At 70.0% G+C, this 18,933-nt stretch carries 17 protein-coding genes and 1 other RNA gene; 11 read left to right on the top strand and 7 right to left on the bottom strand.

The window, feature by feature from the left end:
- The first annotated feature begins 27 nt into the window (after nt 1-27).
- From hisS to VFW66_04815, 5 genes are read left to right on the top strand one after another with little or no spacing between them, the layout of a single operon-like run.
- Complete coding sequence (hisS, locus tag VFW66_04835; protein HEX5386006.1) at nt 28-1,368, top strand: histidine--tRNA ligase; 1,341 nt, start codon at nt 28-30, stop codon at nt 1,366-1,368.
- Complete coding sequence (gene proS, locus VFW66_04830; GenBank protein ID HEX5386005.1) at nt 1,361-2,809, top strand: proline--tRNA ligase; 1,449 nt, start codon at nt 1,361-1,363, stop codon at nt 2,807-2,809. Before hisS ends, proS begins: the two co-directional genes overlap by 8 nt.
- Nucleotides 2,791-4,080 (top strand): diaminopimelate decarboxylase, encoded by a 1,290-nt coding sequence (lysA, locus tag VFW66_04825; GenBank protein ID HEX5386004.1) that lies wholly within the window; start codon nt 2,791-2,793, stop codon nt 4,078-4,080. The genes proS and lysA overlap by 19 nt, the downstream gene beginning before the upstream one ends.
- Entirely contained in the window at nt 4,077-5,642 is a 1,566-nt protein-coding gene (guaA, locus tag VFW66_04820; GenBank protein ID HEX5386003.1) for a glutamine-hydrolyzing GMP synthase, read from the top strand. The genes lysA and guaA overlap by 4 nt, the downstream gene beginning before the upstream one ends.
- 4 nt (nt 5,643-5,646) lie before the next feature.
- On the top strand, nt 5,647-6,102 hold the full coding sequence (locus VFW66_04815; GenBank protein HEX5386002.1) for a hypothetical protein: 456 nt from the start codon (nt 5,647-5,649) through the stop codon (nt 6,100-6,102).
- On the opposite strand, the gene msrA is transcribed toward VFW66_04815, so the two are convergent.
- Together msrA and VFW66_04805 are read right to left on the bottom strand one after the other, a co-directional pair.
- Complete coding sequence (gene msrA / locus VFW66_04810) at nt 6,083-6,637, bottom strand: peptide-methionine (S)-S-oxide reductase MsrA (protein ID HEX5386001.1); 555 nt, start codon at nt 6,635-6,637, stop codon at nt 6,083-6,085. The two genes, VFW66_04815 and msrA, sit on opposite strands and share 20 nt — an antisense overlap.
- 2 nt (nt 6,638-6,639) lie before the next feature.
- Entirely contained in the window at nt 6,640-7,092 is a 453-nt protein-coding gene (locus VFW66_04805) for a PTS sugar transporter subunit IIA (GenBank protein HEX5386000.1), read from the bottom strand.
- A 78-nt stretch (nt 7,093-7,170) separates the two neighbouring features.
- Between VFW66_04805 and dusB the strand changes: the two genes are divergently transcribed.
- The 5 genes from dusB (at nt 7,171) to VFW66_04780 (ending at nt 12,195) form a co-directional block, all read left to right on the top strand.
- A complete protein-coding gene (dusB, locus tag VFW66_04800; GenBank protein ID HEX5385999.1) occupies nt 7,171-8,154 on the top strand; it encodes a tRNA dihydrouridine synthase DusB in 984 nt (327 codons plus the stop codon).
- On the top strand, nt 8,151-8,900 hold the full coding sequence (gene larB, locus VFW66_04795; GenBank protein HEX5385998.1) for a nickel pincer cofactor biosynthesis protein LarB: 750 nt from the start codon (nt 8,151-8,153) through the stop codon (nt 8,898-8,900). The genes dusB and larB overlap by 4 nt, the downstream gene beginning before the upstream one ends.
- A gap of 143 nt (nt 8,901-9,043) precedes the next feature.
- Nucleotides 9,044-10,384 (top strand): GGDEF domain-containing protein, encoded by a 1,341-nt coding sequence (locus VFW66_04790; GenBank protein ID HEX5385997.1) that lies wholly within the window; start codon nt 9,044-9,046, stop codon nt 10,382-10,384.
- Between the two features lie 40 nt (nt 10,385-10,424).
- Nucleotides 10,425-10,791: a transfer-messenger RNA gene (ssrA, locus tag VFW66_04785) on the top strand.
- A gap of 150 nt (nt 10,792-10,941) precedes the next feature.
- Entirely contained in the window at nt 10,942-12,195 is a 1,254-nt protein-coding gene (locus tag VFW66_04780; GenBank protein HEX5385996.1) for a cysteine desulfurase-like protein, read from the top strand.
- Between the two features lie 7 nt (nt 12,196-12,202).
- Here VFW66_04780 and VFW66_04775 read toward each other — a convergent pair whose 3' ends face one another.
- From VFW66_04775 to purE, 3 genes are read right to left on the bottom strand one after another with little or no spacing between them, the layout of a single operon-like run.
- Nucleotides 12,203-12,781 (bottom strand): DUF2911 domain-containing protein, encoded by a 579-nt coding sequence (locus tag VFW66_04775; protein HEX5385995.1) that lies wholly within the window; start codon nt 12,779-12,781, stop codon nt 12,203-12,205.
- 1 nt (nt 12,782) lies between these two features.
- Complete coding sequence (locus VFW66_04770) at nt 12,783-13,928, bottom strand: 5-(carboxyamino)imidazole ribonucleotide synthase (GenBank protein ID HEX5385994.1); 1,146 nt, start codon at nt 13,926-13,928, stop codon at nt 12,783-12,785.
- Nucleotides 13,925-14,419 (bottom strand): 5-(carboxyamino)imidazole ribonucleotide mutase, encoded by a 495-nt coding sequence (gene purE / locus VFW66_04765; GenBank protein ID HEX5385993.1) that lies wholly within the window; start codon nt 14,417-14,419, stop codon nt 13,925-13,927. The genes VFW66_04770 and purE overlap by 4 nt, the downstream gene beginning before the upstream one ends.
- Nucleotides 14,420-14,514: 95 nt before the next feature.
- Between purE and VFW66_04760 the strand changes: the two genes are divergently transcribed.
- Nucleotides 14,515-14,838 (top strand): WYL domain-containing protein, encoded by a 324-nt coding sequence (locus VFW66_04760; GenBank protein HEX5385992.1) that lies wholly within the window; start codon nt 14,515-14,517, stop codon nt 14,836-14,838.
- A gap of 36 nt (nt 14,839-14,874) precedes the next feature.
- On the opposite strand, the gene ppdK is transcribed toward VFW66_04760, so the two are convergent.
- Nucleotides 14,875-17,541, bottom strand: a complete 2,667-nt coding sequence (ppdK, locus tag VFW66_04755) for a pyruvate, phosphate dikinase (protein HEX5385991.1) — start codon at nt 17,539-17,541, stop codon at nt 14,875-14,877.
- The gene (gene purF, locus VFW66_04750; GenBank protein HEX5385990.1) at nt 17,538-18,932 is read right to left on the bottom strand and encodes an amidophosphoribosyltransferase; all 1,395 of its coding nucleotides are present in this window, start codon (nt 18,930-18,932) and stop codon (nt 17,538-17,540) included. The genes ppdK and purF overlap by 4 nt, the downstream gene beginning before the upstream one ends.
- Nucleotide 18,933: the final 1 nt, after the last annotated feature.

Genomic DNA, 18,933 nt, shown 5'->3' with positions numbered 1-18,933 from the left:
CACCGGTCCCCCCTTATTGTTCCGCCCATGAAACTCCAGGGCCTGCCGGGTTTCCGCGATTTCTACCCTGACGAGCTCGCGCTTCGCACCCATATCTTCGACGCTTGGCGCGGGGTGGCGGCGCGGTACGGTTTCGAGGAGTACGACGGGCCGCCGCTCGAACCGCTCGAGCTCTACACGGCCAAGAGCGGCGCGGAGATCGTGGGGCAGCTCTACGAGTTCGAGGACAAGGGGGGGCGCCGTGTCTCGCTCCGGCCTGAGATGACGCCGACGCTTGCCCGCATGGTGGCCGCACGCGCCAACGGGATGCGAAAGCCGATCCGCTGGTACGCGATCCCGCAGCTCTTTCGCTACGAGCGCCAGCAGCGTGGCCGACTCCGCGAGCATTTCCAGTTGAACTGCGATCTGATCGGCGAGGCAAGTCCGCTCGCCGACGCGGAGATCGTGGCGCTCGCGCTCGACATCATGCGCGCGCTCGGCCTCACCGCGCGCGACGTGCGCGTTCGCCTCTCCGACCGGCGGCCGCTGGCGGCGCTGCTCCTCGCGGCGGGTGTGCCCGAGGCACGACTCTCCGAGGCATACCAGGCCATTGACAAGGTCGAGCGGATGCCGCGCGAGGCGCTCGCGGTGCAGCTCGCGACAGCCGGGCTCACCACGGCGGCCATCGACGCCGTGTTTCGCGTCGCCGGGCTGCGGGGGTTGCCCGCAGTCACCGCGGAGTTCGGCCGGCTGGGCGAAGATGGCGCCTCGCATCCGGAGCTGGCGCCGCTCCGCCGGACCGTCGACGCGCTCGAGGCAATGGGGCTGGGCGACTTCGTGGAGGTCGACTTTTCGATCGTGCGCGGGCTCGCGTATTACACCGGGACGGTGTTCGAGCTTTTCGACGCCGGCCGCACCCTGCGCGCCATCTGCGGGGGCGGCCGCTACGACGACTTGCTGGGCGCGCTCGGCGGGGTCGAGCTGCCCGCGCTCGGCTTCGGCATGGGTGACGTCGTGCTGGCTGAGCTGTTGCGTGAGCGCGGTCTCGTGCCGGCGCCGGCGGCCGGCATCGACGTGTACGTCGCGGCCGTCACGCCGGACGACATACCCGACGTGCTGGCGCTCGCGCACGAGCTGCGTGACGCGGGACTCGCCGTGGAGTATGCGCTCACGCCCCAGCCGGTGGCGCGCCAGCTCAAGCAGGCGGACGCCCGGCGGGCCCGCGCCGCCGTGATTGTGGGCCCCGACGACCGCGCCCGAGGTGAAGTGCAGCTCAAGGATCTCGCCGCGCGGTCGCAGCGGGCGGTGGCCCGCGAGGCGGTGGTCGCCGAGCTCGCGGCAGGGTCGTCCGCCATCCACCGTTCACCCGCCGCCGCACGTCATGGCTGATTCCAAGGCACTCACGCCGCGCGCGGTCGACTTCAGCGCCTGGTACAATGAGTTGATCATGCGCGCCGAGCTGGCCGACTACAGCCCGGTCCGCGGCTGCATGGTGATCCGGCCGAACGGCTACGCGATCTGGGAGCAGATGCAGGGCGCGCTCGACGCGATGTTCAAGGAAACGGGGCACCAGAACGCGTACTTCCCGCTCTTCATTCCGCAGAGCTTTCTCTCGCGCGAAGCGGAGCACGTCGAGGGGTTCGCGCCGGAAACCGCCGTGGTGACGCACGGCGGCGGCAAGGAGCTGGAGGAGCCGCTCGTGGTGCGGCCCACGTCGGAGACCATCATCTACTCGATGTATGCCAAGTGGATCCAGAGCTACCGCGACCTGCCGCTGCTCATCAATCAGTGGGCGAACGTGGTCCGGTGGGAGCTCCGCACCCGGCTGTTTCTGCGCACCACCGAGTTTCTCTGGCAGGAGGGGCACACCGCGCACGCCACCGATGAGGATGCCGAAGCGGAGACGCTCCGGATGCTCGGCGTCTATCGCCGGTTCATGGAAGAGTGGATGGCGATGCCGGTGGTGACCGGCCGCAAGACCGACAGCGAGCGCTTTGCCGGCGCCGTGCGGACGTACAGTTGCGAGGCGCTGATGCAGGACAACCGCGCCCTGCAGGCCGGCACGAGCCACAATCTGGGTCAGAACTTCGCCCGCGCCTTCGAGGTCACCTACCAGACGGCGAGCGGCGACGTCGACTTCGTCTGGAACACTTCGTGGGGCGTGTCGACCCGGCTGGTCGGCGCGCTCATCATGAGCCACGGCGACGACACGGGCCTGGTCTGCCCACCACGCCTCGCGCAGTTCCAGGTGGTGATCGTGCCCATCCACCGCACCGACGAGGAGCGCGCCGCGGTAATGGAAACGTCTGAGCGCGTGCGCGGCGCGCTGCACGCGGCGGCCATCCGGGTGCATCTCGACGCGCGCGAAGGGATGAAGCCGGGCGCCAAGTACTACGAATGGGAAGCGCGCGGTGTGCCGCTCCGGCTCGAGGTGGGCCCGCGCGACGTCGCGGCCGGCACCGTGCTGCTCGCCCGGCGCACCGGCGGCAAGAAGGAGCCGCTGGCGATTGACGGTCTCGCCGACCGGCTGCACGCCGAAATGGACCGCATGCAGCGCGACATGCTCGCCGCGGCACGCCGCCGCCAGGAGGCCCACACCATCCGGGGCGCCACCAAGGAACAGTTCCTCGCGTTCATGGAAGGGCCCGGCGGCTTCGCCTACGGCGGCTTCTGCGGGAGCGCGGATTGCGAAGCCGAGGTCAAGGAGCAGACCAAGGCGACGGTGCGGGTGCTGCCTGACGCGGAGTTTCGTTCCGCCGAGGCGCCGGCCACCTGCATGTGGTGCGGACGGCCGAGCGTAGCGGAGGCGCTGTGGGCGAAGGCGTACTGACGGAGCCCGGGCTCTTCGCCGATGCGGGTCTTGTCCGCGTCGGGCCGTCGCTCGCCATGGGGGGACTACGGCTCTCCGAGATCGCTGAAACGGTAGGCACGCCGGCGTACGTCTACAACCTGGACGCGGTGCGCGAGCGCTACGCCGCGCTCGATGCGGCACTGTCTGCTGTGCCCCACCGGATTTGCTTCGCGATCAAGTCGAACGGCAACCTCGCGGTGCTGCACGCGCTCGCGCGCGTCGGTGCGGGCGCGGACATCGTCTCGGCCGGCGAGCTGGCGCGCGCGCTCGCGGCCGGGTTTCCCGCAGGGGGCATCGTGTTCAGCGGCGTGGGCAAGCGCGCCGAGGAGCTGCGCGCGGCGGTCCGCGCGGGGGTAGGGCAGATCAACGTCGAGTCGATGTCCGAGGTCGAGCGTCTGGCGGCCGTTGCCGCCGAGGAGCGGCACGACGTCGCCGTCGGGATCCGGGTGAATCCAGACGTCACGGCGGATACCCATCCCTACATCGCGACCGGCCGGAGCGGGCTCAAGTTCGGCATTCCCACCGATCAGGTGGCGGGCGCGGCGCAATTCGCGCTGGCGCACCCACGGCTCGAGCTCACAGCGCTCGCCATGCACCTCGGCAGCCAGATCCGCGAGCCGGCGCCGTTCGTCCGCGGGCTCGAGCGGTTGCTCGCGCTCGTGCGCGACGTGCGTGCGCTCGGTGCCCGTGCGCTCGACACGATCGATCTGGGCGGCGGGTTGGGCGTCCGTTACGCCGACGAGCCGGTGCTCGAGCCCGCGCAATACGCCCGCGCCGTACTGCCGCTGCTCCAAGGGAGCGGGCTCACCGTGGTGGTCGAGCCCGGCCGCTACGTCGTAGGCCCGGCCGGCGTGCTGCTCGCCGAAGTCGTCGATCGCAAGCATTCGGCCGGTCGGGATTTCGTGGTGCTCGACGCGGGCATGAACGACCTCATCCGGCCAAGTCTCTATCAGGCGCACCACGAGATCGTGGAGCTGGAGGCGGCGGGGCGCCCACCGCACAGAGTGGATGTAGTGGGCCCGGTCTGCGAGACGGGCGACTTTCTCGCGGTCGATCGTACGCTTCCCGCGCTCGCGACCGGAGAGCGGGTGGCGGTGCTCGGTGCTGGCGCATACGGCTTCGTGATGGCCTCGAACTACAACGCTCGGCCGCGGCCGCCCGAAGTCGTCATTGACGGGGGTCGCTGGTGGGTTGCGCGGCCCCGCGAGACGATCGCCGATCTCGCGCGCGGCGAGAGGGCCACACCATGACCGCCGCGCCGCGGCCGCGCGGCGGCATTCTCATCATCGATTTCGGCAGCCAGTACACCCAGCTCATCGCGCGCCGGGTGCGTGAGGCGCACGTGTATTGCGAGATCCACCCGCCCACGCGCACGGTGGACTGGATCCGCGACTGGTGCCCCAAGGGCATCATTCTCTCTGGCGGCCCCGCGTCGGTCTACGGCGAGGACGTCCCCACCGCCGACGCCGCCCTGCTCGAGCTCGCCGTGCCGATCCTCGGTCTCTGTTACGGCATGCAGCTCATGGCCCATCTTTCGGGCGGCGTGGTGGTGCCGGCGGAGCGGCGGGAATACGGCCGCGCCATCGTACGGGTCGAAGGCGGGCGGCTCTTTCGCGGGTTCGCGGTCGAGGAGGAGACGCCGGTGTGGATGAGTCATGGCGATCACGTCGATGCGCCGCCTCCGGGCTACACAGTCACCGCGTCGAGCGAGAATTGCCTCATCGCCGGGATCGAGCACCTGAGCCGTCCGCTCTTCGGCGTGCAATTCCATCCCGAAGTCGCCCATACGCCGCGCGGCGGCGAGGTGCTGGACACGTTCCTGTTCGACATCTGTGGCTGTACGCCCGACTGGACCCCCGGCCACTTCGTCGAAACGGAGGTCGAGCGCATCCGGCAGCTGGTGCGGCCCGGCGAGCGCGTCATCTGCGGGCTCTCGGGCGGCGTGGATTCGTCGGTCGCCGCGGTGCTGGTGCACCGTGCCGTCGGCGAGCGGTTGACATGCATCTTCGTGGATCACGGCCTGCTCCGGCTGCACGAGCGCGAGCAGGTCGAGAGCACTTTCCGGCGCCACCTGGGCATCGATCTCCGCGTGGTCGACGCCGCTGACGCGTTTCTGTCGCGCCTCGCGGGTGTCACCGATCCGGAGGAGAAGCGGCGCCGGATCGGGCACACGTTCATCGAGGTGTTCGAACGCGAAGCACGGCAGGTGGGCCCGGATGTGAAATATCTCGTCCAGGGCACGCTCTACCCCGACGTCATCGAGTCGCTCTCGCCGCGGGGCGGCCCATCGGTCACGATCAAGACGCACCACAACGTGGGTGGCCTGCCCGAGCGGCTGCCGTTCACCCTGCTCGAACCGCTGCGCGAATTGTTCAAGGACGAGGTGCGCCGGGTGGGGCGCGAGCTGGGCCTGCCGGAGGAAATGGTCGGGCGGCATCCGTTTCCGGGCCCCGGGCTCGCCATCCGCATCCTGGGCGAGGTCACGGCCGAGAGCCTCGACGTGCTTCGGCGCGCGGACCACATCTACATCGAGGAAATCCGCGCAGCGGGACTCTACGACGAGATCTGGCAGGCGTTCGCTGTGCTCCTCCCGATCCGGTCCGTCGGTGTGCAGGGCGACTTCCGCACCTACGACCAGGCGGTGGCGCTCCGCGCCGTCACCAGCCGCGACGGCATGACGGCGGACTGGTTCCCGTTCCCGCCCGATGTGCTGGCGCGCGCATCGAATCGGATCGCCAACGAGGTCGCCGGTGTGAATCGGGTCGTCTACGACGTGAGCTCGAAACCGCCCGCCACGATCGAGTGGGAGTGACGCGATGCCCGATGGCCTGACGCGTCTGGTCCGCGCGATCCTCCCGAAGGCGACGCCCTCGGAGATCGCGGATGCGGCCGCGCGACTCGCGGCGCTGGTCGAGTCCGGCGCAAGCTGGGTGGGCGACACGGCGGAGCAGACAGTGCGCAAGGTGGACGAGGTGCTGAGCCGGGAATCCACCGGCCAGCCTCCGCCGGTGCCGCTCTCGCGCGAGCAGGAGGACCGGCTGTGGGCTGAGGTGACCAGGGCGTTGGCGCCGCGCGAGCGCGAAATCGAACACCGGGCCCACGCCCTCCGCGACACGCCCGATGCATCCGGGCCGGTCGTGGCCCTCACGCGCGACGTCGACTGGCTGCTCGGCGAGCTGCACGCCGCGTGGGGTCGCGAGGTGGCGCTCCGGCAGCAGCGCGCCGCGCTGGAGCGCGCGGCGGCCGAGCGAGCTAGTGAGTCGCCGCCTTGAGGCGCCCGGCGTAGTGCTGCCGGAGCTTGGCGACTTTCGGCGCGATCACCGCCTGGCAGTACATCCGCTCCGGATTCTGGTCGTAGTAACTCTGGTGATAGCCCTCGGCCGGATAGAAGGTGCCGGCCGGCACGATCTCGGTCACGATCGGGGCGGGGAAGGCATGCTGCCGCTCGAGCTCGGCCACGACCTCGCGGGCTGTCGCCGCCTGCTCCGGTGAGTGGACGAAGATGGCCGAGCGGTACTGCGTGCCCACATCCGCGCCTTGCCGATCGAGCGTTGTCGGGTCGTGAAAGGCGAAGAAGACCTCGAGGATTTCGCGGTAGCCGATCACGTCGGGATCGAAGGTGACCTGCACCGCTTCGGCATGCCCCGTGTTGCCGCCGCAAACCTGTTCGTAAGTGGGGTTGGGCGTCCGCCCGCCGATGTAGCCGGAGACGACGCGCTCGACACCCTCGAGCCGCTCGAACACCGCCTCAACACACCAGAAGCATCCACCTGCGAGCGTCGCCACCTCGTGCCGCGCCTCCGCCATTCCTAGACTCCCTTCTGGTCGAGCAGCGCGAGGAAGTCCTCGGGCCGCGTAAGCCCCGCGAGGCGCTCGGGCACGCCGGGTTCCTTCACGAACCGGGCGATCTGCCCGAGCACCGGCAGATACTCGGCACCGCCTTGGCTGGGCGGCGCCACGATCAGAAAGAAGTGATATACCGGTTGCCCGTCGAGTGCATCGTACTCCACGCCCTCGGGACGGCGCCCGTAGGCCAGCCGCAGTCGGCCGATCGCGAGCGAGCGAGAGTGCGGAATGGCGATGCCGTGCCCGACCCCGGTCGAGCCCAGACTCTCGCGGCGTTGGAGCACGCGCAACAGTTCAGCGGCATCGTCGTCGTCGAGATGCAGCAGCCCCACCAGCTCGGCAAGCACCGCATCGGGTGTCGCACCCCGGAGCGCGAGTCGTACCGATCCATCGGTGAAATAGTCGCCGAGACGCATGGCGCACGAACCTACCCGCGCGCAGGGCGCACTGTCAAACGAGTTGCCCGGCTTCACACGGGCAAGTATGTTCACGCCATGCAGTTGCCCTACGCTCCCGGCGTCGCGTTCCCCCTCCTCCTCGCTCCGATGGCCGGGGTGTCGGAGGCGCCGTTCCGCCAGCTCTGCCGGCGGATGGGCGCCGACGTGGTGCTGTCCGAATTTCTGTCGTCAGAGGCCATCCGCCGCCGCATCCGGACCACGCTCGAGGGCGCGGAGTTCGAGCCATGTGAGCGCCCGATCGGCATTCAGATTTATGGCGCCGATCCGGATGCCATGGCGGAGGCTGCGGGGCTCGTGACCGAGCACTATGGGCCCGAGTTCATCGACATCAACTTCGGCTGCCCGGTGAAGAAAGTCGTCAAGCGGAACGGCGGCTCGGGGTGCCTGCGCGATCTTGGTCTCGTCGCGCGCATTATCCGCGCGGTGATCGATGCGACGCACCTTCCGGTCACGGTGAAGACGCGGAGCGGCTGGAGCGACGAGCTGCGCGATCCGGTGGGCATCGCTCTGCGGATGCAGGACGCCGGCGCCCGTGCGTTCACGCTCCATGCACGTACCCGCACCCAGATGTTTTCGGGGTCGGCCAACTGGGACGAGATCGCGCGCGTCGTGGAAGCGCTCGACATCCCGGTCATCGGCAACGGGGACATCCAGACCCCGGAGGACATCGTGCGCATGCGGGACCACACGGGGTGTGCCGGCGTGATGGTGGGGCGCGCGTCATTCGGCAATCCCTGGCTCTTTCGCGATGCGCGCGCGCTGCTTGACGATCGTCCCAAGCCGCCGGCTCCCTCCGCCGCCGAGCGGTTCCGCGTGGCGCTAGACCATGCGCGCCTTGCGATCCGCCTGCAGGGGGACACCCGGCGCACCGTCGTCGAGTTTCGCAAGCACCTCGGCTGGTACACTCGGGGCCTCCATGGCGCGAGCGAATTGCGCCAGCGCTTGTTCCAGGTCGAGTCCATCGCGCAAGCCGAGGCGATCTTCCTCGGCTACCTCGAGCCGATCGCCAAGGTGGCGTGACCGCCGCCGAGCTCGAATCGCTGCTTGCCGAGGTCGCCGCTGGCCGACTCGCCCCGGCGGCAGCCGTCACCCGGCTCAGCCGCCTTCCGTTCGAGGATCTCGACTTCGCCAAGGTCGACCACCACCGCTCACTCCGGCAGGGGCAGCCGGAGGTGGTCTTCTGCGCGGGGAAGACCGTCGGGCAGGTGACGGCCATCTGCGATCGGCTGGCCGCGGCGGACGGCGCCTTTCTCGGCACTCGCGCCAACGCGCCGATGGCGGCCGCGCTGGCCGAGCGCCATCCGCGGCTCCAGTGGAACGCACTGGGCCGCACCGTGTACCTGCCTCCCGAGCCGCGGCCCCTTGCGCGCACGGGCACCGTGCTTGTCGTCTCGGCGGGCACGAGCGATCTCCCGGTAGCGGAGGAGGCCGCCGTCACGGTCGATGCGTTCGGCTACGGGGTGGCGCGCTTGCCGGACGTAGGCGTCGCCGGGCTGCACCGGCTCCTTGCCGCGAGCGATCAGCTCCGCGCGGCCGACGTCATCCTCGTGGCGGCGGGAATGGAAGGCGCGCTGCCGAGCGTGGTGGGAGGGCTCGTCGCCGCGCCCGTCATCGCGGTGCCGACGAGCATCGGGTACGGCGCTTCGTTCGGCGGCCTCGCCGCACTGCTCGCGATGCTCAATTCATGCGCGGCCGGAATCACCGTGGTAAACATCGACAACGGATTCGGCGCGGCCGCGGCCGCGTGCCGGATCCTGCGGGGCTGATCGTGCTTCCGGCGGGAACGGCGGCTGCCGCGGCTGTCGGGGGTATCGCCGGCATCGGCATCGGATGGGTGGCGGCGATGCGGCTGGCGCGGGCTTCCGGGCCGTCCCGAAATAATGAACCGCGCACCGGCCGCGGGCGTGCGGTGGTCAAGAGAGGCGGGGTCGCTCCATACTTCCTCCCCGACCCTGCGCTTGGTTGGCTGCTCAGAGCGAGCGGCGGGCTCGGCGTGTGGATCAGCGAGCTGCCGCCGGGAGAGGAAGGGCCGCGCGCCGAGCGGGTGGTGGACGCGGAGCACCTCTCGGTGGCGCAGATTACGGGCGTGGACCGCCGCCTCGAGCGGGCCCGCGACAGCGACGAGGGCGGGAGCGAGCCGATGGATGGTGGCACGCTGGTGTTCCGGACCGCCGGCGGTGTGGCGGCCGGCGTGCTCCTGCCTGGCACGCCCGACGCGGCTTCAATCGCGCGTGTGGGCCACGATCTCGACGGGCTCGTCACGGGGCTCCGACGGCGCCCGGACGCGGTGGCGGCGGCGCAGGCGCAGGGCGATGAGGCAGCGTTCGAATCGGCGGCAAGCGTGGGTCTGAGGCTCGCCTATCAGCTCGAGCGCTCGCTCGGGGCCGAGGTGGTCGTGGTCGCGCGAGAGGTTGGGGGCGTCCGGGTGGCGGGGGTATCGGGACGGGGCGACGGCCGGCTGGCCGACACCGTACTCCCGCCGGACAGCGCACTCGCGCGGGTCGCCACCGGAGCAGCCGGCCAACATATCGTGAGTGACGACCCGCTCGGCGATGTGGTACCGGATCGCCGCGAACGGCAGGGGGCGATGCTGCTGGTGCCGATACCGGCCGGCGCGGAGACCGTGGGTGCGGTCGCCATCCACATCCCGACCGGGGCCGAACCAAGTGGTGCGGCGCGCGCCGAGCTGATCGAGGCGCTGGCGCAGGCGGGCCCCAGGCTCGCCGCCGCGTTCGCGGAAGACCGGAGCCGCAACGCGGCCGTGCTTGATCCGCTCACGGGACTCCTCAATCGTCGCGGACTGGACGCGCTCCTCTGCCGCGGCGACGGGGAGGCGGGCACAACCGGCGCGCTCATCTTTGTGGACCTCGACCGCTTCCGCGTGCTGAACGATGCGCTCGGTTCGCTGGCTGGTGACGCCGTGCTGCTGCACCTGGCGCGCATTCTCCGGGAGCAGGTGCGCGGGTCGGACTCCCCGGCGCGCATCGGCGGCGAGGAGTTCGCGGTCTGGCTGCCTGACGCCTCGCTCGAGCTAGCCCTCCGCGTCGCCGAGCGGATCCGGATCAAGCTCGGCACCACCCCATGGGACTGGAAGGGCCGCCACTGGCCGCTCAGCGCCTCGTTCGGGGTCGCGGCGTGCCCCGAGACGGGCCGGAGCGTCGAGCAATTGGGCGCTCAGGCGGCAGGCGCGCTCGAGGCGGCCAAGCGCAGCGGGAGAAACCGCGTCGAGGCCGCGGCGCGGGCCGTCTGAGCCGCCCCGACCACATGGCCTGTTATATTAAGGGCGACCCGGGGGCGACTGGCTTCGACGGGTTCGATGAAGGAATCGTAGCGTGCCCAGGTCCAGATCCCTGGTGAAACCGTCTGGAACGTTTCAACTGCCAACTCAGAACTGGCACTGGCTGCGTAAGCTGAGCTAACGCTCGCTTCTCGCACCTTCGGCGGATGGAGCTCGTCCGGAGCGCCTCCGCCGAATCGCAAAGCCGGACTGGCTCGCCGCGAGACCTCGCCGCGTCGAGCGAGTTGGGCAAGAGGTTGATCTCCGGGCAGGCCGGCTCGGCGCCGGTCCGGAGAAAAGGGAAGAAGTCGGGCCTACGCACGTAGACGCGGTTCTGGAGCCTTACTCGGACGAGGGTTCGATTCCCTCCGCCTCCATCGGGAGCGGGGTGCCGGCAACGGTATCCCGCTTTTTCTTGCCCAGCTGCTCGGGCCGGGTCCAAAGGCTATCCAAGCTGTCCAACGTTTGTCGAGTCTATGCGGTAAGCTAGTACGTCAGGACACATTAGGCGCTTCTTGATGAGGTGACTTATGAGGTCAGGACAGGAGGTGTTCGGACTGCCGCCCACGAGCGTCGACGAGCTGCGGATCCAGTTCCCGGCGCTGAGCCGCTCGCACGTCGGCAAGGCGGTTGCCTACTTCGACGGGCCCGGCGGCACGCAGGTCCCCGAGCGCGTGGTCGCCGCGATGGCCGACTACCTCGTGAACCACAACGCGAATACGCACTGGTCCTACCCCACAAGCCAGGAGACCGACGCGGCGCTCACCGAGGCCCGAGCCGCGCTGGCGGACTTCGTCGGGGGACGGCCGGACGAGATCGCGTTTGGCGCGAACATGACCACGCTCACATTCCACCTCGCTCGCACCCTCGCCGCGCGCTGGGGCCCGGGCGACGAGGTGGTCGTGACCGAGCTGGACCACCATGCCAACGTGGCGCCCTGGCGCCGCCTCGCGGGCGAGCGCGGCATCACCGTCCGGTCGGTTCCGCTGGATCCGGAAACGGGTCAGCTCGTGCCGGGCGCCTTGGAACGACTCCTCGGACCCCGCACGCGGCTCGTGGCGATTGGCGGTGCATCGAACGCGCTTGGAACGGTGAACGACATCGCGGCGGCCGCTCGGCTCGCGCGCGACGTTGGTGCGCTCACCTTCATGGATGCCGTGCACTACGCCCCGCACGTCCTGCTCGACGTGGCCGCGCTGGGTGTGGACCTGCTCGCATGCTCGGCGTACAAGTTCTACGGTCCGCACGTCGGCGTGCTCTGGGGGCGGCGGGCAGTCCTCGAGAGCCTGGATCCTCCGAAACTCGATCCCGCGCCGGCCGAGCCGCCGGAGCACCTCGAGACCGGCACGCAGAATCACGAGGGAATCGTGGGTGCCGCGGCTGCGGTGGAGTTTCTCGCGTCAGTTGCGGGTGAGGACGGAGCGCGCCGCGACCGGCTGGCTGCGGCATTTGCTGCGCTCCACGGGCGGGGTCAGCACCTGATCGAGCGGCTCTGGGAAGGGCTGGGCGGCATTCGCGGTGTGCGCCGCTTGGGGCCACCGCCGACCGAGCCCAGGACGCCCACCATCTCGTTCGCAGTGGCGGGGCATCGGTCCGAGGCGGTTGCGCGGACCCTTGCGGCGCGGGGCGTGTTCGTGTCCCACGGCGACTTCTACGCGCCGACCGTTGTCGAGCGGTACGGCTACGGAACCGACGGCGTCGTGCGCGCCGGGTGCGCCTGCTACACCACGCCGGATGAGATCGATCGGCTGCTCGACGGCATCGAGAGCGTGGCCCGGCGCTGACGCACGGTCACTTGGCCGGCGCGAGGGGAATGCGCACCCGGGTCTGCTGCCACTCCAGCAGCAGCGCGCGGGCATCGCCGCTCCCGGGGTCGGGACGGATCGTGAACGTCTCGACCGGAGTCGATGTCTTTTCCGCGGGCACGCGCGCCCGGCCCACCTCCTGTGCCCGCACCTTGTCGGTGTAGTTCGACTCTTCGCCCCACTGCGTGATCGAGCGATTCACGATCACCTCCCACTCCGCGGGCCCCGGTACCGTGTAGAGCGAATACGCCCCCGCGGGTACCGCGAGGCCTGCGATCACGATCGGGGAGGTCGCGTGCACCATCGTCGGCTCGTTGGCGCCGGTGCGCCAGAGCTTGCCAAAGGGAACGGCGTCGCCACCGATCATCGTGCGGCCTCGGAGCGAGGGTCGGCCATAGCACACCTTCACGACGTGCCCGCCCACCGGGAACGATACCGAATCGAGCGGACTCTGCCGGGTGGCGAGCGGCAGATTCTTCGTATTCATCGTGATGCAGGCCGGAGCGGGGGCGGGAGCCGGCCCTGCGAGCGTGAACGCGGTCACGAACTGCAGGAGCAGCAACATATCAATCATCCTCCGGGTGGGCGGACGTGAGCGCGGCATGTGCCCGACGCGCGAGCGCGAGCGCCTCATCAGGCGCGGGCGCGATGCAGTTGAGGTGACCCATTTTGCGCCCGGGCCGCGGCGTGGTCTTACCGTAGAGATGGAGCTTTACACCCGGCAGCGCCAGCGCTGCGTCCCAGTGCGGCGGCCCGCAGGACCAGAGGTCGCCGAGGACGTTCACCATGCACACCGGCGTGAGCAGCCCCGGATCGCCGAGCGGAAGCCCCGCGAGCGCGCGTACCTGCTGCTCAAATTGGTCGGTGATACATGCGTCGAGCGTGAAGTGCCCGCTGTTGTGGGGACGCGGCGCGATCTCATTCACGAAAATGCGGCCCCGGTCGGCGACGAACAGCTCGACCCCCAACACGCCGACATAGTCCAGCGCGCGCGCTACGCCCGCGGCCGCGGCCTCGGCCTCGCGGGCGAGCGCGTCCGGCACGCGCGCGGGCACGAGCGTGGTGTCGAGGATCCCGCGGCGGTGGCAGTTCTCCCCCGGCGGGAACGCGCGAATCTCGCCATCGGCGCCGCGTGCCAGCACGACCGAGAGCTCGAGTTCCAGCGTGAGGCGGCGCTCGAGCAGGCATTCGACGCGGCCGAATCGGTCGAACGCCGCGACGGCATCGGCGAGGGTATCGACCGGCGTCTGGCCCTTGCCGTCGTACCCCAATCGGCTCGTCTTGAGGAGCGCCGGCGCGCCGATGGCGGCGAAGGCCGGCTCGACATCCCCGGAACCGCGCAGGGGCACGAACTCAGCCGTCGCGAAGCCGTGCGCCCGGATGAATTCCTTCTCGCTGAGCCGGTGCTGGGTGATTGCGACGGCCGCCGCCGCCGGCCGGACCGGCACGCGCTCGGCGAGCAGGTCGAGTGCGTGAGCCGGCACGTTTTCGAACTCCACGGTGACGGCGGCGCACTGGCGGGCTAGTTCAGCGAGCGCGGCTGGGTCGTCGTACGCGGCCTCGATCTGGCGGTCGGCGACCGCGCCAGCCGGGCTCGCGGGCTGGGGGTCGAGCACGGCGACATGGTACCCCATCTCGCGGGCCCGGATGGTGAACATGCGACCGAGCTGCCCGCCACCCACGACGCCGAGCCAGGCGCCGGGCAGGATCATGGCGGGTCGGGCAGTGTGAGCTGGAGCACGCGTTCGGTTTGCGTCCGCCGAAATGCCGCGAGGCGCCGGGCGAGATCCGGGTCGGAGCCGGCGATCATCGCGACAGCGTAGAGCGCGGCGTTAACCGCGCCGGCGTCGCCGATGGCAAAGGCGGCGACCGGCACGCCGGCCGGCATCTGGACGATCGAAAGGAGGGAGTCGAGCCCTTGCAGGTGGCGGCTCGGGATGGGAACGCCGAGCACCGGAAGCGCCGTCTTGGCGGCGAGCATCCCCGGGAGATGGGCGGCGCCGCCCGCGCCGGCGATGATGCAACGGAGCCCGCGGCCTTCGGCTTCGGTCGCGTACTGGTAGAGCAGATCAGGCGTCCGATGGGCCGAGATGACGCGCCGCTCCTGTTCCACGCTGAAATCGGTGAGCCGCCGCGCGGCGTGCTGCATCACGGCCCAATCGGAGTCGCTCCCCATAACAATTCCTACGACCGGCTGCGCCATGAGGTCCTCGCGGGGGCTCCGGGTGTGGATGGGGTGACGGGGGGAGAATTAAGGCGGCGCGTGGCGGCCGGGCAAGTCACGGATGGGAGGCAATCATGGCGGAACAGCAGATCGGCGAGCAACAGGTCGGTGAGCAGCTCGTGCGCGCGACCCAGGAGCATCGGGTGGTGACGTTCATGTACGACGGGCTCCGGCGCATGGTGGAACCCCACATGGTGGCGCTCCACGGCGCGGGCGAGGCGGTGCTGATGGGCTACCAGACGGCCGGCTTCAGCCGGACAGGCGAGGTGCCTGGGTGGCGGACTTTCATCGTGTCGGAAGTCCAGGATCTCGACGTGCTCGACCGGACCTTTCCAGGGCCGCGGCCGGACTTCAACGCCGCACACCAGGAGCTCACCGAAATCTTCGCGCGAGCGTAGGTGCCGGCAGCGGGCGCGGCGTAGCGAGGCGCCCGCCTAAACGGTGGCCCGGGTTCGGTCCATCGTGCCACGTTCAGCGAGCGCGGACTGCGCGGCGGCGAGCCGGGCGATCGGCACCCGGAACGGCGAGCAGGAGACGTAATTCATGCCGAGGCGATCGCAGAATGCCACCGCCGCCGGGGTGCCGCCGTGCTCGCCACAGACGCCGAGCTTGAGGTCCGGCCGCGACTTGCGGCCGAGCTCGGAGGCGATCTGCATGAGCTTGCCGACCCCGCCCAGATCGAGCTCCTGGAACGGATCGCTCTCGATCACGCCCTCTTCGATGTAGCGGGGCAGGAAGCGGCCCGCGTCGTCGCGCGAAAGCCCCCACGTCGTCTGCGTGAGGTCGTTGGTGCCGAAGGAGAAGAACTGCGCCTCGAGCGCGATCTCGTCGGCCGTGATGGCGGCGCGCGGCAGCTCGATCATGGTGCCGACGAGGTAGGGCACGGTGATCTGGCGCTCCTGAAACACTTCGGCGGCGACGCGGCGGAGGATGATCGCCTGCTTGCGCAGCTCGACCACGGTCGCCGTAAGCGGCACCATGATCTCGGGCATCACGCGGCCTTTGCGGGCGGCGACGGTGCACGCGGCCTCGAACAGGGCCCGCGCCTGCATCTCCGTGATCTCGGGATGCAGAATGCCCAGCCGGCAGCCGCGCAGGCCGAGCATCGGATTCACCTCCTGCATCGCATGCACGATCCGGCGGAGGTCCGCGGCGGATCGTCCGAGGTCGCGGGCAAGCGCTTCGAGCTCGGCGTCTTCTTTGGGGAGGAATTCGTGCAGCGGCGGGTCGAGCAGCCGGACGGTAACCGGATAGCCCTCCATCGCGCGGAAGATCGCCTCGAAGTCGGCGCGCTGCATCGGAAGGAGCTTGTCGAGCGCGCGGCGGCGCCCGGTCTCGTCCTGCGCGAGGATCATCTCGCGCATGGCGATGAGGCGGTCGCCGTCGAAAAACATGTGCTCGGTGCGGCAGAGCCCGATCCCTTCCGCGCCGAAGTCGCGACCGCGGTGTGCGTCGGCCGGGGTGTCCGCGTTGACACGGACGCGGAGCTGGCGCACGTCGTCGGCCCAGGCCATGAGCCGCTTGAACGGCTCGCCCAGCGTGGGCTCGACGAGCCGGGCCTGGCCGCCGAACACCTGACCGGTGCCACCATCGAGGCTGATCCAGTCGCCCTCACGCACCACGCGGCCATCCGCGGTGAACCGGCCCAGCCGCTCGTCCACGTCGATCGTCTGCGCCCCGGCGACGCACGGCTTGCCCATGCCGCGCGCGACGACGGCGGCATGGCTCGTCATGCCGCCACGCGCGGTGAGCACCGCCTTGGCCATGACCATGCCGTGGAAGTCTTCCGGCGAGGTCTCGCGGCGAACGAGGATGACCGGCTGACCGCTCCGGCCCAGCTGCTCCGCGCGGTCGGCGTCGAAAACCACCGTGCCGCAGGCCGCGCCCGGCGACGCCGGGAGCCCGACCGCGAGAAGGTCGAGATGGCTGGCGGGGTCGATCGTCGGGTGCAGCAACTGGTCGAGATCGTTGGGCGGAATGCGCGCCACCGCTTCCTCGCGGGTGATAAGCCCCTCATCCACCATGTCGCACGCGATCCGCACGGCCGCGGCGCCCGAGCGCTGCGCGCGCCGCGTCTGCAGCATGTAGAGATGCCCATGCTCGATGGTGAATTCGAGGTCCTGCACGTCGCGGAAGTGGCGCTCGAGGGTGCGCGCGGTGCGCTCGAGCTCGCGGGCGGCGTGGGGCAGGCACTCGGCCAGCGTGGCGATCGGCTCGGGGGTGCGGGTGCCGGACACGACGTCCTCGCCCTGCGCGTTGAGCAGGTATTCGCCGTAGAGGCGGTGCTCGCCGGTGGAGGGATCGCGGGTGAAAGCGACGCCGGTGCCCGAGTCCTCGCCCAGGTTTCCGAAGACCATGGTGACGACATTGACCGCGGTGCCCATCGAGTCGGCGATCCCGTGGAGCCGGCGGTAATCGATGGCGCGGCGCGTGTTCCAGCTCTCGAAGACCGCGGCGATGGCGCCCCAGAGCTGCGCCAGTGGTTCGTCCGGAAAAGGGTGGCCGGTTTCGGCCCGCACGAGCTCCTTGAACCCCCGGACAAGGCCTTGCAGCGCCGCGACCGGGAGATCGATGTCACGGGCGGCGCCGCAGTCGCGCTTCCGCTCCTCCAGCCTCTGCTCGAACGGAGCGCGGGCCATGTCGAACACGACGCTGGCGTACATCTGCACGAAGCGCCGATAGCTGTCCCACGCAAACGCCGGGTTGCCGCTCAGCGTCGCGAGCCCTTCCACGGTGGCGTCGTTGAGGCCGAGGTTGAGGATCGTCTCCATCATCCCGGGCATGGATACCGGCGCGCCCGAGCGCACCGAGACGAGGAGCGGCTGGGTCGCGCCCCCGAACTGCCGGGCGGTGGCCGCCTCGAGCCGCTGCAGATCGTGTTCGACTTGCGCCCGCAGGCGCCCGGAGAATTGGTGGCTTTCGAGGTAGGTGTGGCAGACGGAGGTGGAGATCGTGAATCCGGGCGGGACTGGAATGCCGAGGTTCGTCATCTCGGCGAGGCCTGCGCCCTTGCCGCCGAGGATGTCCTTCATCGCCGCGGTGCCGTCGGCGCGCCCCTGGCCGAAAAAAAAGACCAGCGGCTGGCTGAACGGCCCGCTCATGCGGGTGTCGCGACGAGCGGTGAGGCGTGCCTCAACTGCACCAGGTCCTCAGGAATCGGCGTGGGATACTGGCCGGAGAAGCAGGCGTGGCAGAAGCCGCCCGCATCGCCGGCTGCACGGAGCATCCCGTCGAGCGAGAGATAGCCGAGCGAATCCACGCCGAGGAACTGGCGAATCTCCTCGACCGAGTGCGTGGCACCGATCAGCTCCTCCCGGGTGGGCGTGTCAATCCCGTAGTGGCATGGCCCGGTGATGGGCGGCGAGGCGAGCCGGAGATGCACCTCCTTCGCGCCCGCCGCGCGGATCATCTGCACGAGACCGCGGCTCGTATTGCCGCGCACCAGGCTGTCGTCCACCACCACGACGCGCTTGCCCTGAATCACGTCGCGCACCGGATTGAACTTGATGCGCACCTTGGCCACGCGCATCGCCTGGGTCGGGTTGATGAACGTCCGCCCGATATAATGGTTCCGGATGAGCCCGTTCTCGAGCTTGATGCCCGACTCCTCCGAGAAGCCCAGCGCCATCGCGTTCGAGCTGTCCGGCACGCTGAATACGACGTCGCCTTCGGGGGCCGGCTGCTCCCGGGCGAGCTGGCGCCCGAGCTCGCGCCGCACCCGATCCACCGACTCGCCGAAGACGCGGCTGTCCGGCCGCGCGAAGTACACCAGCTCGAACACGCACCGGCTCACCGGCCGTGGCGAGAGGCGGGGCAGCTCGGTGACGACGCCATCGTCGATGCGGAGGAAGTCGCCGGGCTGGAGCTCGCGTACGAGGGTGGCGCCCACGAGGTCGAGCGCGCAGGTCTCCGAGGCCACTATGGCGCCCGAGCCGAGGCGGCCGAGCACGAGCGGGCGGAAACCGCGACTGTCAACCACCGCGTACATGGTGCGGCCGACGCTCATGATGAGGCTGTAGGCCCCTTCGGCCTGCTCCAGCGCGTCGCGGATCCGGCCCTCCACCGTCTCCGCCTCCGAGCGCGCGATGAGGTGCACCAGCACTTCGGTGTCGGTCGAGGTAGTGAAGATCGCGCCGCGATCGACCAGCTCGCGCTTGAGGAGCGGCGCGTTCACCAGATTGCCGTTGAGGGCGATCGCGAGGGGGCCGCAGCGCGTGTTCATGATGCACGGCTGGGCGTTGGCGAGAACCGTGCTACCGGTGGTGGAGTAGCGGGTGTGCCCCACGGCGACATCGCCTATGAGTCGGGCCAGCAGGGCATCGTCGAAGGTCTCCGAGACGAGGCCCATGCCCCGGTGCGAATGGGCGTGGCCTTCGCGGTCGATCGTCACGATGCCCGCGCTCTCCTGTCCCCGGTGCTGCAAGGCGTAGAGCCCGAGGTAGGTGAGCTTGGCCGCCTCCGGTACGCCCGAGACGCCGAAGATCCCGCACATG

Source organism: Gemmatimonadales bacterium, assembly GCA_036279355.1.
GTDB lineage: Bacteria > Gemmatimonadota > Gemmatimonadetes > Gemmatimonadales > GWC2-71-9 > DASQPE01.
The sequence above is the reverse complement of the archived record's forward strand: the minus strand, read 5'-3'. Positions and strand labels throughout refer to the sequence as shown.

What these genes read in the sequence shown, in the direction of transcription:
- hisS (HEX5386006.1), top strand. Translation starts at nt 28, where the DNA reads ATGAAACTCCAGGGCCTGCCGGGTTTCCGCGATTTCTACCCTGACGAG.
- VFW66_04780 (HEX5385996.1), top strand. Translation starts at nt 10,942, where the DNA reads ATGAGGTCAGGACAGGAGGTGTTCGGACTGCCGCCCACGAGCGTCGAC.
- VFW66_04775 (HEX5385995.1), bottom strand. Translation starts at nt 12,781, where the DNA reads ATGTTGCTGCTCCTGCAGTTCGTGACCGCGTTCACGCTCGCAGGGCCG.
- VFW66_04815 (HEX5386002.1), top strand. Translation starts at nt 5,647, where the DNA reads ATGCCCGATGGCCTGACGCGTCTGGTCCGCGCGATCCTCCCGAAGGCG.
- ppdK (HEX5385991.1), bottom strand. Translation starts at nt 17,541, where the DNA reads ATGAGCGGGCCGTTCAGCCAGCCGCTGGTCTTTTTTTTCGGCCAGGGG.
- VFW66_04805 (HEX5386000.1), bottom strand. Translation starts at nt 7,092, where the DNA reads ATGCGTCTCGGCGACTATTTCACCGATGGATCGGTACGACTCGCGCTC.
- proS (HEX5386005.1), top strand. Translation starts at nt 1,361, where the DNA reads ATGGCTGATTCCAAGGCACTCACGCCGCGCGCGGTCGACTTCAGCGCC.
- VFW66_04760 (HEX5385992.1), top strand. Translation starts at nt 14,515, where the DNA reads ATGGCGGAACAGCAGATCGGCGAGCAACAGGTCGGTGAGCAGCTCGTG.
- dusB (HEX5385999.1), top strand. Translation starts at nt 7,171, where the DNA reads ATGCAGTTGCCCTACGCTCCCGGCGTCGCGTTCCCCCTCCTCCTCGCT.
- guaA (HEX5386003.1), top strand. Translation starts at nt 4,077, where the DNA reads ATGACCGCCGCGCCGCGGCCGCGCGGCGGCATTCTCATCATCGATTTC.
- msrA (HEX5386001.1), bottom strand. Translation starts at nt 6,637, where the DNA reads ATGGCGGAGGCGCGGCACGAGGTGGCGACGCTCGCAGGTGGATGCTTC.
- purE (HEX5385993.1), bottom strand. Translation starts at nt 14,419, where the DNA reads ATGGCGCAGCCGGTCGTAGGAATTGTTATGGGGAGCGACTCCGATTGG.
- purF (HEX5385990.1), bottom strand. Translation starts at nt 18,932, where the DNA reads ATGTGCGGGATCTTCGGCGTCTCGGGCGTACCGGAGGCGGCCAAGCTC.
- VFW66_04770 (HEX5385994.1), bottom strand. Translation starts at nt 13,928, where the DNA reads ATGATCCTGCCCGGCGCCTGGCTCGGCGTCGTGGGTGGCGGGCAGCTC.